The following is a 14940-nucleotide window of genomic DNA, read 5'->3' as shown; positions in this document are numbered from 1 at the left end:
CGCGTTGAAAACCGAAAAGGCACTGCGCGGGTCGCTACAGATCCAGTAAGGAGCTTACGTGTTCGCCTGGTGGGGTCGAATTGTGTACCGCTACCGGTTCATCGTAATCGGGGTCACGGTCGCTCTGTGCCTGTGTGGAGGAGTTTTCGGGCTGAGCCTAGGTAAGCACGTCACACAGAGTGGTTTCTATGACGACAGCAGTCAGTCGGTGAAAGCCTCAATTCTTGGCGACCAGGTCTATGGCCGGGACCGAAGCGGCCACATCGTGGCGATCTTCCATGCGCCCGCCGGCAAAACCGTCGATGATCCGGCATGGGCGAAGAAGATCACCGATGAACTCAACCAGTTCCAGCGAAACAACTCCAATAAGGTAATGGGATGGGCCGGTTATCTGCGAGCGTCCGACACAACCAACACGGTCGTGCAGGGCATGGCCACCCCGGACAAAAAGTACACGTTTGTGTCCATCCCTCTGAAGGGGGATGACGACGACACCATCCTCAACAACTACAAAGCCATAGCTCCGGACCTGCAAAAACTGGACGGCGGTAACGCCCAGCTAGCCGGACTCGACCCAATCGCCAACGCCTTGACCAGCACTATCGCCACCGACCAACGGCGGATGGAAGTCCTAGCGCTGCCGCTGGTAGCAGTGGTGTTGTTCCTGGTATTTGGCGGTGTAATTGCAGCCTGCTTGCCGGTTATGGTGGGCGGCCTGAGCATCGCGGGCGCACTAGGTATCCTGCGCTTCATCGCATTCTTCGGACCAGTGCACTTTTTTGCCCAACCGGTGGTTTCTCTGATCGGCTTGGGCATCGCTGTGGACTACGGTCTCTTCGTGGTTAGCCGGTTTCGCGAGGAGATAGCGGAAGGCTACGATACCGAAACCGCGGTGCGACGCACGGTGATGACAGCCGGGCGCACAGTGACATTCTCGGCGGTGCTTATTGCCGCATCGGGAGCTAGCCTTCTACTGCTACCGCAGGGCTTTGTCAAGTCGCTGACCTATGCTCTTATCGCAGCGGTGACACTTGCGGCCTTATTGTCGATCACGTTGCTGCCTGCATGCTTGGCAATCTTGGCCAAACATGTTGACGCACTCGGCTTACGGACCCTGTTCCGGGTGCCTTTCCTACGCAACTGGAGGATGTCGCATACCTGTCTCAACTGGCTCGCGGACCGCCTGCAAAAGACCAAGACCCGCGAAGAAGTCGAAGTCGGCTTCTGGGGCAAGCTCGTCAACTTCGTGATGAAGCGGCCCCTGGTTTTCGCCATACCGATCGTTGTCGGCATGATCCTGCTAGTTATCCCGCTGGGCAACCTCTCATTCGGCGGCATGAGCGAAAAATACCTGCCGCCCAACAACGCAGTGCGGCAGTCACAGGAGCATTTCGACCAGCTCTTTCCGGGGTATCGCACCAATCCGCTAACGCTGGTTATCCAGACCACCAATCATCAGCCCGTCACTGACCAGGAGATCGCTGACATTCGTAGCAAAGCGATGGCTATCAGTGGGTTCATTGAGCCGGACAACAATTACGCGAACATGTGGCAAGAGCGCACCGTGGCGCCAGGCGCATCGAAGGATCCGTCGGTCCGAGTCCTTCAGAACGGCTTGATCAACCCGAATGACGCGTCGAAGAAGATCAACGAGCTACGCAGCATCACACCACCGAAGGGCCGCACGGTATCGGTCGGTGGCACCCCAGCGCTTGAGCAGGATTCGATTCACAGCCTGGTTGCACAAGCCCCGCTGATGGTCGTTGTGCTGATTACCACCACCATGCTATTAATGTTCTTAGCGTTTGGGTCGTTCGTCTTGCCGATCAAAGCTGCGGTGATGAGCGCTCTCACGCTCGGCTCCACGATGGGCATCCTGACGTGGATCTTCGTTGATGGACATTTCTCCAAATGGCTGAACTTCACGCCGACACCGTTGATGGTGGTGATCATCGCTCTCGTCGTTGCGGTAGGCTATGGTTTGGCGACCGATTACGAAGTGTTCTTGGTATCCCGAATGGTGGAGGCGCGCGCGGAAAGCATGTCGACCCAGGAGGCCGTCCGGATCGGCACCGCGACCACCGGCCGCCTCATCACGGCGGCAGCGCTGGTCCTTGCCGTAGTCGCCGGTTCGTTCGTGTTCTCTGACCTGGTAATGATGAAATACCTGGCCTTTGGGCTGATGGCAGCGCTGCTGCTGGACGCAACCGTAGTGCGTATGTTCCTGGTGCCGTCGGTAATGAAATTGCTCGGTGACGACTGTTGGTGGGCGCCTCGCTGGGCTCGGCGCCTGCAGAACCGCATAGGGCTGGGCGAAATTCACCTGCACGACGAGCGCAAGCGGCCCACTGTCAACGGGCGTCCCGTCCGGCCTCCAGTCACAGCGGTTAACATAGCCGCTCCAGCGCCGCGCGCACCGCATGACCCCACTCACCCCGCCGCGCTGGAGCCTTCGCAGCGGCCGCGTTCAGGCTTGGCGAGCTGGCCGCAGACCAAACGGCCTCAGGAGCTGCCTTCTGGCGCGAACACCGCGCGGATACAGACGAGGCCGAGCCAGCCGGTGGAAGCGACGACTACCCGTCTATCGGTACCTGGCAACGCCCCGACCACTACAGCGGTGTCCAGCAGCCAAGGCGTGCAAGCTACACCGCTCGCCACAACGCGACCTCCGTTATCGACCCCGCCGCCATCCGCCGTTCAGACGCAAGCCATGCCGGTTCCAGCGAACCGCTCTAGCGACAACGGGACTGAGACGGCCGAATCCACGACAGCTCTGCCGACCATGCGGCCACAGGACAACGATTCCGAAGTTGCCACCGAGAAGTTGAACGCCCGAGGCCGAGATGATAACTCGCGCCAGCGCCGTCGCGTCACCGGTGGTAGTATTAGCGCGCAGGATCTGCTGCGCCGCGAGGGACGACTCTGAACTTCACTTCCTAGCATTTAGCATGCTTTAGGGTTATCCAGTTTCACCTGGCTGAGGTCCCCACCATCATAGGTATCGGTATAGGTATCGGTCTGCTGAGGTGCCGCGGCAGATGGATCCAGAGCTGTCAGCACCTGGATCGCTTTGTTGAGAAGTGCGATCGTCGGTACTGCATAATAATGCGCCGACGATCCCTGTAAGTGTACTGCCGGTAGAAATAGCGAGCCCCACCCGGCGGTTAACGATACCGTTCGGCCCAGCACAAACGGTGTGCAGCACATTGGTCTCGATTTAGTTTGCCAGGACTAGCAAAACTAGCGTGATTAGAGCATAGAGGACTCCCTTGACGAGCAGGACGACCACCACGGCCAAAACCGACGATAACAGCACCGGACAGCGGGATTAAGGCGCCGATAAACACTCAGGAAGCCAATAGCAGCGCAAGTTACGCACTCATGACTGGCCAACACCGCACCCACCCTGGCTGCATCGGTCCGGACCCACCAGGAAGGTGTCCAGCATATATCCGATTAAGTGACCCGGATCCCGGGTCAACTTGGGCAATGTGCAATCACGACCGACCTCCGGCATCTTGTTGCAGACATTAACCGGGAAAATCTTGACAACTTGCTGCCAGATGTTGCGCCGCCGTTCAGGAAGAAAATCAGCGCTAACAGCACCAGAGCCGCCGCCGTAACTAGCTCGGTGATAACGCCTCCAGTGGACATTGCACCCCTGGTCCACTTCGCTTGGCTGTTGTGGCGCCTGGATCGCAGCGTTGCCCGCGTTGTCGATTTGTTCGCCCCGCAATACGCCACCTCTTCGATCAACCATCTGTGGGTGTTTTCGATACTGTGGGTCACCTACTCGGTCAGACCGGGCAACCCCATAGACAAATTGGCTGATGCCAGATGTTCAAATGCCGCTCAAGATCGCTAATCCGCCCAGCAAGACCGGCGATACCGTGCCACAGACTGTAGGCGTCCAGCCATTTCGCCGCTCACCGGCCAACATCGCGCTGACCACTAACACCGACAGCACAGGAACAACGATGATTTCAAGCTTTTCAGCACCCATAGCAAGACTACCGCCAATACAAACATGACTAGTAAACGCCACGTTCAGGCCGTAATCTTGCGGACCCGAGGCTCTACCGAAGCTTCGCCAACATCCCCCACGCCTAGCCGGCCCCCCTGACTGGTCCCAAACGTTTTTACTGTCGGAGACCAGTACAAGAATCAGCGAGTTGGCACAATCCAGTCACAACTGTAGACCAACCCTGACACGTTCGGAGTTATGCTAGGATTAAAATCCCGTCTGCACCGTTAGTCTAAGCACGTGTCACATGCAGCCCCTGTCCGTAGACTTCTCCGGTGTGTGGGGGTGCCTCCTGCTGATAGTGGAGAGACTCCGCACGGCAAATACTGGTGGGTGCGGTGGGTGGTCCTCAGTCTTGTGGCCATCGTTCTTGTTGTCGAGGTGGCACTGGGATGGGACCAGTTGGCCAAGGCCTGGACGAGTGTGTGTGAAGCCAACTGGTGGTGGCTGCTTGCGGCGGTGCTGGCCGCGGCCGCAGCGGTGCACAGCTTTGCCCAGATCCAGCGCACTCTGCTGAAGTCCGCCGGGGTGAACGTCAAGCAATTGCGGTCCGAAGCTGCGTTCTACGCTGCCAACTCGCTGAGCACCACGCTGCCAGGTGGTCCGGTTTTGTCGGCAACGTTTCTGCTCCGTCAACAGCGCATCTGGGGTGCGTCCACGGTGGTGGCGTCGTGGCAGCTGGTGATGTCGGGCGTGTTGCAGGCGGTAGGATTGGCGCTGCTCGGGCTGGGTGGCGCCTTCTTTCTGGGCGCGAAGAACAACCCGTTCTCGTTACTGTTTACCCTGGGAGGTTTCGTCGCGTTGTTGTTGCTGGCCCAGGCAGTAGCGTCTCGACCGGAACTGATCGAGGGGATCGGCAGACGGGTTTTGTCGTGGGTTAACTCGGTGCGCGGCAAATCGGCCGATACCGGCCTGGATAAATGGCACCAGACACTCACCCAGCTCGAATCGGTGAGTCTGGGTCGTCGCGACTTGGCGTTGGCATTCAGTTGGTCACTGTTCAACTGGATCGCAGACGTGGCTTGCCTGGGCTTCACTGCTTACGCGGCAGGTGACCACGCTTCGGTCGCTGGGTTAACAGTCGCCTACGCGGCCGCTCGTGCAGTTGGGACGATACCATTGATGCCGGGCGGCTTGCTGGTCGTCGAAGCGGTGCTGGTGCCGGGCCTGGTATCGAGCGGCATGTCGTTGCCCAGCGCCATCTCAGCAATGCTGATCTACAGGCTGATTAGCTGGTTACTCATCGCCACTATCGGCTGGGTAATCTTCTTCTTCATGTTCCGGACCGAGAACGTCGCCGACCCTGGCGACTTAAATGTACCGCTGACCGACCACTCGGCTAACGGTCCCACGGATAGATCACAACACCGAAACGCATCTTTAGCAGACCCGACCGAGATCACCCTGCCAAGTTTATTACCACCTCCGGGTCAGAAGGCCGATGGCGGCGGTTAGCCGAATTGCTGTTATCGCGAGGGACGGACAGGGGAGAGCGGCACGTTCACGGATAGGCGAGATAGCCTGAGTGTCACTCAACGATAGCGAAGCGGTGGAATCATCAGTCAAGCTCGGCAACCCATCCCATCTTTGCACTCACTGCATGAAACCCATCGCCTGCGGAACGGTGATCGGCAGACTGCACTGCGTCATACAAAACGGTCAGCAGTTTACGCCATCGTCTGGTTTGTCTCTTAGGTGCGTGTCCAATCCCATAATAGTCCCGACATAGTCGCCCATTGACTTGACGAGAAAGTCGATCTGCCAGGCCATTTCCCTGGGCTGTACATGGGTCCAGCGCACCGGTCACCAACGGCCCGGCCAACACCGCCAAACAGCGCCTGGTAGGCTGACAGTAGTAAGATCTGTACAAATTGCCTGCGGTACTTGGTCGCAATACCTGTGTTTATGGATAACTTCTTACGGTTTGTGGCTGGACGCCGAATCAGCATTACTTGCCAACAACTGTGATCTACGGCGTGCGTCCCCTGACGCACGCGCAGCCACCTGACATCCCCCACCCCCGCACACGGGTAGGCCGCCACCAGCACAGATGGTTCAAATCCTGCTCGCCCGTAGACCTACATCGTCTTAGCGGCATCGTCGTCACCGTAACCTGGCTGCCAATCAGTCGATCCGATCTACAGCATGCTTGCGGTACGCTCACCTGCGCATGCACAGAGCGAAAAGGCGGGGAGAGAAGAAATCCAGCAGTTGATGATGCGCCTGAGCTGCTACCTGCGTCGGTTCCGCTGGTTGGTCTTCACAGGCTGGTTACTCGCTCTGGTACCGGCAATCTACTTGGCGATGACGCAGTCGGGGAAGCTCACCGGCGGCGGGTTCGAAGTTGCCGGGTCACAGTCGCTTCTGGTCCACGATCAGCTCCAAGAACAATATCCCGACCAGGGAGCTGTCTCGTTGGCGTTGGTGGCTGCCCCCCGCCCGAATGCCAGCTACCAGGACATGAACGACGCTGTCACGCTGCTAAGACAGATTGCCGGCGAGTTCCCTGGTGTGTCGGAGGTGCCCAGCCCTACCCAGCTACCGCCGCGACCCGATCGGCCGTATGGGGTGTCACTGCGGCTGGATGATCGCAACTCGGGCACTAGCGATGTCGCCAAGCAACTACGCATCAAGGTGGGTATTAAGGGCGACCAATCGGGGCGGACCGCCAACGGCAGAGTGCGGCTCTATGTCATCGGGCAGGGCGCACTCAGCGCAGCTGTGGCGGCCAGCAGCAAGCGTGACATCGCCGAAGCGGAGCGATGGAACCTGCCGATCATTCTGATCGTCCTGCTCACGGTATTTGGTTCGCTGGCCGCCGCGGCGGTTCCGCTAACCCTGGGCGTTTGCACCGTCGTGTTAACCATGGGCTTGGTCTACCTAGTGTCGATGCACATCACCATGTCGGTGTTCGTGACCTCGACGGTGTCGATGTTTGGCATCGCTCTGGCCGTCGACTACTCCTTATTCATCCTGATGCGCTTTCGCGAGGAGCTGCAGTCCGGTCGGCAACCACAGGAAGCTGTCGACGCCGCGATGGCCACTTCCGGGCTCGCGGTGGTGCTGTCCGGTATGACCGTCATCGCCTCGCTCACCGGTATCTACTTGATCAACACCCCGGCACTGAAGTCGATGGCGACCGCAGCGATTCTGACCGTGGCTATCGCGATACTGACGTCGGCTACCTTGACACCTGCGGTGTTAGCCACGTTCGGCCGGGCGGTTGTCAAAAGATCAGTGCTGCTGCACTGTTCGAAGCGTACCCAGTCCCTGTTCTGGAACCGCTGGGTAGGATGGGTGATGCACCGGCCGTGGATTTCGGCGGTGGCGGCGTCCACCATGCTGATGATCATAGCGGCACCGGTGACATCGATGGTGTTGGGCAACAGCCTGTTGCGGCAGTTCGACTCTTCGCACGAGATCCGTGCGGGAGTGGCGGCTGCGGCCCAAGCGCTCGGCCCAGGCGCACTAGGGCCCGTTCAGGTGTTGATCACCTTTCGTGACGACTCGAATACTCACGCCTCTTCAGCCGAACACATTCAGACAATCGAGGCTATCCGCAACCGGATGGCACGGGCTAAGAATGTCATGTCGGTGGCACCACCGCAATTCGCCGACAATAACTGCAGTGCGCTGCTGGGCGCGGTGTTGTCGGTCGATCCCGAAGACCTGGGCGCCCGCGAAGCCGTCGATTGGATGCGTACGGAGCTTCCTAAGGTTCCCGGCACGGCCCACGTATATGTCGGAGGGCCGACCGCGCTGATCAAAGACTTCGATGACCGGGTGTCCAAGACGGAGCCGCTGGTGCTGGTCTTCGTTGCATTGATCGCGTTCGTGATGCTGCTGATCTCGATCCGTTCGGTGTTCCTGGCATTCAAAGGCGTGCTGATGACATTGCTGTCAGTGGCAGCCGCCTACGGCAGTTTGGTGATGGTGTTCCAGTGGGGCTGGCTGGAGAACCTAGACTTCACACATATCAATTCGATCGACAGCACGGTTCCCCCGCTGGTGCTGGCGATGACCTTCGGGTTGTCAATGGACTACGAAATTTTCCTGCTCGCCCGCATCCGGGAACGCTTCCTGCAAACCGGGAACACTCGCGACGCGGTCGCCTACGGCGTAAGCACCAGCGCACGCACTATTACCAGCGCCGCCCTGATCATGATCGCGGTGTTCGTCTGCTTCGCGTTCGCCGGCATGCCGCTAGTAGCCGAGATCGGCGTGGCGTGCGCTGTCGCGATTGCGGTTGACGTGACTGCGGTGAGACTGGTTCTGGTACCAGCGCTGATGGGGATGTTCGCGCAATGGAACTGGTGGCTACCCCGCTGGCTGTCCCGGGCCTTACCAGCCGTCGACTTCGACAGGCCACTCCCTTCAGTCGATCTCAGTGAGATCCTAGTCGTCCCTGACGACATCTCGGCAACCATAGTGCCCGGCAGCGACCTGCGGATGGCGCTCAAGTCGGCGGCGAAGCTCAAGACCCTGGCGCCGAACGCAATCTGCGTGGCCGACCCACTCGCCTTCACCGGGTGTGGTCGCAACAACAAACGGCCCAACCTGATCCTGCCAGGCGCTGCTATGCAGGAGTCAGAAGAGGATCCTGCAACGGGTAAGGCACGCGATAGCACCGCGGCGATTCCTGCAGCCCCGGGTGGCCCAGCGGCCAGAACCAACAGTCACTGGGCGGCCAGGAATCCTGTCATCGGTTTAGTGTACCGCAACAGCATTACACGAGCGATGCCCCGGTCTTACCGGCCGGTTCATCCGGTCACTTCGTGGCGTGGCCGGTTCTCAGTCGCCATCGACGCGCTGGAGGCGCAAGTAGTCGCTCAAGCCCACGCCACCGACCAACCAACTTATCAGCGGCGCAGCCCGGTGGAGACTGCCCACGTCCAACTACCCACCGGCGATCGGTTGCTGATCCCCACAGGCGCAGAAACCCTACGCCTGGTGAGCTATCTGATCATGTGTCGTAACAGCATCCGCGACTACGCCGAATTGGCTGACATGGTCGACGCGATAGAGCCCGAAACCGCGGCCATAGTGCTAGCCGAGCTAGATAGGTATTATTCTTGTCGATCACCCATGCGGCAATGGATGGCAACCCAGTTGGTCTGTAGGCTCTCGGACCCCCATCCCGTTGACCTCACTGATGATCAGTGGTCTGACCCGGATGCCAAGGCAGAATGGCAGTACGTCAGGCGGCGCTGTCTGTCAGTGGCTGTAGCGATGCTCGAGGAGGCGAGGTGACGTTAGCCGACGATCGAAACCCTGCAGCGCCTCCGGAGCAGCTTGCGGCGGACCAGGGTCGCTACGACCCCGATCAGCCGGTGGAGTTCTGGTCTACCGCCGCCATCCGCTCTGCACTACACGCCGGTAGCATCGAGATCTGGAAGCTGATTACCGCCGCGGTAAAACGCGATCCATACGGACGGACGGCCCACCAGGTGGAGGAAGTCCTCGAGGGCACACGGCCGTATGGCATTTGCAAAGCGCTCGGCGAAGTGCTGCAACGCGCTCGCGCCCACCTCGAGATCAACGAACGCGCTGAAGTTGCCCGCCACGTGCGGGTGCTGATTGACCGCTCTGGCCTGGGGCAACAAGAATTCGCCTCTCGCATCGGTGTAGCGCCCGAGGGTCTGGCCAGCTACCTGGACGGCAGCACCAGTCCGTCGGCCGCATTGATGGTCCGGATGCGTCGGGTATCGGACCGATTCGTCAAGGTCAAGGCCGTACGTTCGGCCAACAGTGGCTAAAGCCGAAGTGCCCGGCTCTCCCCCGCAATCAGGAAGTACCCCACCTCACACCGCTCTGCGCCGCGGCTTGTCGCCGATCTAGCGGGCGTTGATCGGCAGCACGTTGGTCACTAGCCAGTCACTGCCGCGTTTGATCAATGTCACCCGCACTGCGGGCGCTGCCTGACTGGGTGGCTGACCTGGCATGTTTTGGGTTACCCGCAGAATCACTGCGACACTGGCCGCCGATGACCCGATAGCCTCGACTCCGGCCGCCAGTGCGGCGGCTTGAGCAGTAACGTTGCGCCTGGCCAGATCGGTGCTGGACTTTCGGTATTGCTCTTTGAACACGTCCGCCTGGTCAGGTATCATCATCACCGCGGCCCGATCAATGAAACTGGTCGGAGCACTCGGGGTAAACGACGCCATCGCCTCTGCCATTCCTGTGGCGATCTGCACTACTTCTCTGGAATCCCGTTTAAAGTCTCGATCCGGGGAAGTCCAGTGTATGTATTCGGTGACCACCGTCGCACACAGAGCAACAGCGCACACCGAGACGACTGCTAGACGCAATCCGGGTGCATCATCATCGGTACCGATAGTAACCGAATGACGAAGCAGCAGCCAGAAATTGACCCCAACACCTTCCACAATCAGCAACACCAACACAGAGCACGCCGACATCCACCATCGCGGCCAGGCCAGTACCATGCCTATCATCACCAGCGCGGCTATCGCGGCCAGCGGTGCCACGATGTCGAATGCCAGCAGCCGCCATCGGTTTCTCATTTGATCGACTCAAGGCGAGAGATCATAAGCTTGCCGTCGACATCGGAGACATCGAGCCGCAGGCTCCAGTGCACCGTCGTTGGCTTGCCGCCTACGTTCTCGCTGATCGATGTCGCGACTAGCATCACCGAGTCGGTACGGGCCGCCGGAGGCGGCAGTTTGGTAGTCACCGCGGGATACGCGACACCGGGCTGCGTATCCAGATTGTTGTGCACTGACTCGATCGCAACCGCTTCGATCTGGCCCCTGCTTTGTGTCTGCAGCTTCTGCACCACATGCCGGTAAGGCTGGAAGGCGGCGTCGAAACCAGTGTTAAGTTCTCCGACCGTTCCAGCATGCAGCCGTTGCAAACTAGCGTCGACATTGCTGGTGTTCATGTTTATCAGCACACCCGTCCAGTCGAACGCAGTCTGCATCACGCGGGTCAGGTAAGCACGTTCAGCCGAGTCGTCATGGTGTGCGTGCCAGATGACGATGCCGAACGCAACTGCGGCTGCCGACAGCACCGCAAGAACGGTTGATGCGATGCCGTACCGCGAGAAGACGGAACCACCGGAGAGACCAGGATCAGGGTAGTCGGTAACATAAACGGACTCTTTATGGACCGGTCGCTCCGTCTGCTCCCCGTCAAGCATGGCAGCTAGGTTACCTGGCGTCCTAGGCCAGTTCACGAATAGGCACGGTCTCAGGCCGTCTCGAGCTGTAGCTAAAAAAATGCAAGGATGACGGTGTGACTATAGAGGCCATCCGTTCAGGCATCGACCTCAGCTATGTCGACGCCAATACCCGACCCCAAGACGACCTGTTCGGTCATGTCAACGGCCGCTGGCTGTACGAATACGAGATACCCGCCGACCGGTCGACCGACGGCGCCTTCCGCCACCTGTTTGACCAGACCGAGGAGCAGGTGCGCGACTTGATCACAGAAGTCAGCGAGAAAGCCGCAGCGGGGGAGACCGTGGAGGCCGACGCAAAGCGCATCGGCGACCTGTATGCTAGCTTCCTCGACAAGGAAACTGTCGACCGCAGAGGGACCCAGCCCCTGTTGGAGGAGTTGGCCGTGATCGATAACGCCACTAATGCCTCCGATTTGGCTGCCGTCCTTGGCGCGCTGCAACGCACCGGGATGGGCGGCGGCGTTGAAGTCTATGTGGATACCGATTCCAAAGATTCGACCCGTTACCTGCTGCACTTCAGCCAATCCGGCATCGGGTTGCCCGACGAGGCCTATTTCCACGATAATCAGCATGCTGAGGTGCTGGCGGCCTACCCCGAACACATCGCACGAATGTTCACCCTGGTGTATCGGGGCGAACGCTCCCAAGAGCCCCGGTGCCACGCCGATACCGCTGCCCGCATCGTGGCGTTGGAGACCAAACTTGCCGACGCGCACTGGGACGTGGTCAAGCGACGCGACGCCGACTTGTCCTACAACCTGCGTACGTTCGCCGAACTACAAAACGACGGGGCGGGCTTCGATTGGCACGCCTGGGTGACCGCGTTGGGCAACACGCCAGGCTCAGTTACAGAATTAGTTGTGCGCCAACCGGATTATCTCATTGCGTTTGCTGCACTGTGGGAAAGTATTAACCTCGAAGACTGGAAGTGCTGGGCACGTTGGCGATTGATCTGCGCTCGCGCTCCCTGGCTGACCGACGACTTGATTGCTGCGGACTTCGATTTCTACGGACGCCTGCTGACCGGCGCCGAGCAAATCCGTAACCGCTGGAAACGAGGAGTTTCGCTAGTGGAGAATCTAATGGGTGACGCCGTCGGAAAGCTTTACGTGCAAAGATATTTCCCGCTGCACGCCAAGACCCGCATTGATGCCCTGGCGGAGAACCTGCAACAGGCGTACCGGATCAGCATCAGCGAATTGGCCTGGATGACTCCACAGACTCGAGAGCGCGCACTGGCCAAGCTATCCAAATTCACCGCTAAGGTCGGCTACCCGAAGAAGTGGCGGGATTACTCCCGGCTGGTAATCGACCGGGATGACCTCTACGGCAACTGCCAACGCGGGTACGCAGCCAACCATGATCGCGAGCTGGCCAAGCTCGGCGGTCCGGTGGACCGTGACGAATGGTTTATAACACCGCAGACGGTCAACGCGTACTACAACCCGGGAATGAATGAAATCGTTTTCCCCGCAGCTATTTTACAGCCGCCATTCTTCGACGTCGAGGCCGACGACGCCGTCAACTACGGTGGGATTGGGGCTGTGATCGGACACGAGATCGGGCACGGCTTCGACGACCAGGGCGCCAAATACGACGGCGACGGCAATCTGGTCGACTGGTGGACCGACGCCGATCGCACCGAATTCAACACTCGCACTGAGGCGCTCATCGAGCAATACGATTTGTACACACCTCGAGGGCTCGACGACCACCACGTAAATGGCGCTTTCACCGTCGGCGAGAACATCGGCGACCTGGGCGGGCTGTCTATCGCGCTATTGGCTTACCAGCTGTCGCTGAACGGCCAATCGGCTCCCGTTCTCGACGATCTCACCGGCATACAGCGCGTGTTTTTCGGCTGGGCCCAGATATGGCGGTCCAAATCTCGAGACGCCGAGACAATCCGACGGTTAGCCGTGGATCCGCATTCACCGCCAGAGTTTCGGTGCAATGGCGTTATCCGTAATGTTGACGCTTTTTACGACGCCTTTGACGTAGCTGAGGACGACGCACTGTTCCTGGACACTCAGCGCAGGGTCAGGATCTGGAACTGACCGTTCCCAGCGCCTCAATCAACCCAGGAAGAGTTTTGCCAGGGCGTACCGGCTTAAGGGTCTCGTGATTTGGTGGACGTTACTATGTTCGGGGCGACGCCCGGGGTGCAAATGTGGTCATTGGCGGCGGTGTAGTCGAGCCCAAATCCGTTGAGCAGCGCTATGACATCTGGGAAGAAGTATTTTCTCGGTGATTTCGACAGTCGTTTCAGTGTTTCCTGCTGCAGTCGTGATCCGGGCGTGTCTCCTACTGGTGAGTCCGAGAGCGTGCGCATCTTCGATGTTGACACGCACCGCACCGCCGGCATCCCGTTTGCCCCCAAAACGGTTCGCGGAAAATGTCGTTGGCCGTGTGTAGCCACGCCGCTTGCCTATCAATAGCACGACAGGAAATGCCGCAGTGGTCAGCTGGGATGGCGCTTTAGTTAACGCCTGTAACTCTTCCGGCATTTCGGGGATTTCCAAAGCGATCTTATGATCAGCATGGTTACTAGAGCGAAGTCGTCCTGGTAGGTGTGGACGGTGGATGTTACTCTGCACGGGTTGGTCAAGATCGTGTGGAATCGCCTATTGTCGTCGGTTTAACCAGCACACCGAAGGGCATCAGGATAAGTCTTAACGTCGTTTTCTTGGCGAGTCCCTACAAGGGTAGGCTGGCCAACTCTGCCGCGTTGTCGGCCTTAGTGTTTAATAGAGCATGTAGGGAAGTAATTTTGCTACAGTCGGGATTGGTCGCCTACCGTCCCAGGAACGCCTCGGTATAGGCCTGACGACCCCTGCTGGGCGGTATCTCGTAGCGGCCACAGGGAGCCCACGTCGTCGATGGCGCCAAGTTCCCACTCCCACCGATCCCAAACTCAGGTGTGAACAGCGTTTCTAGCAAAATTTCCAAGAGTGACTTGCGTAGCGGAAAGCCGTGGTGCGGAAATTTGAAATTGAAAACGTGGCTCTCAGCTTATCGACTTGAGAGGATGTGGGGAGCACCTAGTGAGCGAGCCAGGCGATTTCGGTCATCGCAACGTCGACGACCACAATCAAGTCCAGGTCCTGGAACGCCTCGCGGCAGGCGGCCGAGTGGGTCAGCGAATGGGCAGTACTGCTGCTTTCGGCTATTATGGACCAGAACCGGTCCGGATGATCGGTACAGATCTCCTCGGGGACGGCATTGGCAGGAATCGCCCCGGCAATGATGAGCATACCGGTGACTAGCGTATGGTCAAATACCGTGCTGCACAGCGGAGCGAAAGACGAATGCAGATGCTGGCTTCCCTTTTTTGCGCACTTTCCGGTGAGTAGCCACATAAACTTGTTCAGATACGAGCACAGCATGCTGTTCTACACCTGCTGAATCTTGATATCTTCGAACACCACAACTCTGGATGCGGTGCAAATGCCACGTACGTTGGCCTGTAACGGCTTTCGTCCACACCGCAGTGCGGCGCGTAGTCAGCGACCGAGACAGTGTGCAGGCTATCGCATACGACGTTGGCATCATGTACATGCTCAGCTAGAATGCCTCGTCACGAAAGTTTTCCCATGCCAGGGTGGCCAGAAACCAAGCGTCGGAGCCAGGTCACACCCCACAGACGAAAGTCCGCCATATTTGCGCTGTCAGTGACGACAGGGTATGTAACAATCATCGAGCAGGTCGGGTCTTT

12 protein-coding genes are annotated in these 14940 nt (G+C 59.0%); 5 read left to right on the top strand and 7 right to left on the bottom strand.

What is annotated here, in order from left to right; translation table 11 throughout:
- The first annotated feature begins 58 nt into the window (after positions 1–58).
- Positions 59–2926: a trehalose monomycolate exporter MmpL3 gene (gene mmpL3, locus MLPF_RS13285; protein ID WP_045843956.1), complete on the top strand. Its 2868-nt coding sequence runs from the start codon at positions 59–61 to the stop codon at positions 2924–2926.
- A gap of 453 nt (positions 2927–3379) precedes the next feature.
- On the opposite strand, the gene MLPF_RS13280 is transcribed toward mmpL3, so the two are convergent.
- Complete coding sequence (locus tag MLPF_RS13280; RefSeq protein ID WP_236685234.1) at positions 3380–3736, bottom strand: hypothetical protein; 357 nt, start codon at positions 3734–3736, stop codon at positions 3380–3382.
- 105 nt (positions 3737–3841) lie between these two features.
- Positions 3842–4003: a hypothetical protein gene (locus MLPF_RS13275; RefSeq protein WP_236685233.1), complete on the bottom strand. Its 162-nt coding sequence runs from the start codon at positions 4001–4003 to the stop codon at positions 3842–3844.
- A 261-nt stretch (positions 4004–4264) separates the two neighbouring features.
- Here MLPF_RS13275 and MLPF_RS13270 point away from each other — a divergent pair, with 261 nt between their 5' ends.
- The 3 genes from MLPF_RS13270 (at position 4265) to MLPF_RS13260 (ending at position 9780) form a co-directional block, all read left to right on the top strand.
- Positions 4265–5479: a lysylphosphatidylglycerol synthase transmembrane domain-containing protein gene (locus MLPF_RS13270; protein ID WP_175266508.1), complete on the top strand. Its 1215-nt coding sequence runs from the start codon at positions 4265–4267 to the stop codon at positions 5477–5479.
- Positions 5480–6238: 759 nt separating this feature from the next.
- A complete protein-coding gene (locus tag MLPF_RS13265) occupies positions 6239–9274 on the top strand; it encodes an MMPL family transporter (RefSeq protein WP_045843963.1) in 3036 nt (1011 codons plus the stop codon).
- Positions 9271–9780 carry a helix-turn-helix domain-containing protein gene (locus MLPF_RS13260; protein ID WP_045843953.1) on the top strand — a complete coding sequence of 170 codons (510 nt, stop codon included), beginning with the start codon at positions 9271–9273 and terminating at the stop codon, positions 9778–9780. The genes MLPF_RS13265 and MLPF_RS13260 overlap by 4 nt, the downstream gene beginning before the upstream one ends.
- 78 nt (positions 9781–9858) lie before the next feature.
- Here the strand turns inward: MLPF_RS13260 and MLPF_RS13255 are convergent, their stop codons facing one another.
- Both MLPF_RS13255 and MLPF_RS13250 read right to left on the bottom strand, forming a co-directional pair.
- Positions 9859–10548, bottom strand: coding sequence for a hypothetical protein (locus MLPF_RS13255; protein WP_045843952.1), 690 nt, complete (start codon positions 10546–10548; stop codon positions 9859–9861).
- A complete protein-coding gene (locus MLPF_RS13250; RefSeq protein ID WP_045843951.1) occupies positions 10545–11183 on the bottom strand; it encodes a hypothetical protein in 639 nt (212 codons plus the stop codon). The genes MLPF_RS13255 and MLPF_RS13250 overlap by 4 nt, the downstream gene beginning before the upstream one ends.
- Positions 11184–11278: 95 nt before the next feature.
- On the opposite strand from MLPF_RS13250, the gene MLPF_RS13245 reads away from it, so the two are divergent.
- Positions 11279–13282, top strand: coding sequence for a M13 family metallopeptidase (locus MLPF_RS13245; RefSeq protein WP_045843950.1), 2004 nt, complete (start codon positions 11279–11281; stop codon positions 13280–13282).
- A 117-nt stretch (positions 13283–13399) separates the two neighbouring features.
- On the opposite strand, the gene MLPF_RS13240 is transcribed toward MLPF_RS13245, so the two are convergent.
- From MLPF_RS13240 to MLPF_RS13230, 3 genes are all read right to left on the bottom strand, one after another.
- Positions 13400–13747: a hypothetical protein gene (locus tag MLPF_RS13240; RefSeq protein WP_236685231.1), complete on the bottom strand. Its 348-nt coding sequence runs from the start codon at positions 13745–13747 to the stop codon at positions 13400–13402.
- 271 nt (positions 13748–14018) lie between these two features.
- Complete coding sequence (locus tag MLPF_RS13235) at positions 14019–14174, bottom strand: hypothetical protein (RefSeq protein WP_237817212.1); 156 nt, start codon at positions 14172–14174, stop codon at positions 14019–14021.
- Between the two features lie 92 nt (positions 14175–14266).
- On the bottom strand, positions 14267–14611 hold the full coding sequence (locus MLPF_RS13230; protein ID WP_050039396.1) for a molybdopterin-binding domain-containing protein: 345 nt from the start codon (positions 14609–14611) through the stop codon (positions 14267–14269).
- Between the last annotated feature and the right edge of the window lie 329 nt (positions 14612–14940).

Origin of the sequence: Mycobacterium lepromatosis (genome assembly GCF_000975265.2) — a bacterium.
Lineage (GTDB): Bacteria > Actinomycetota > Actinomycetes > Mycobacteriales > Mycobacteriaceae > Mycobacterium > Mycobacterium lepromatosis.
This window is presented reverse-complemented; position numbering and strand designations above follow the sequence as displayed.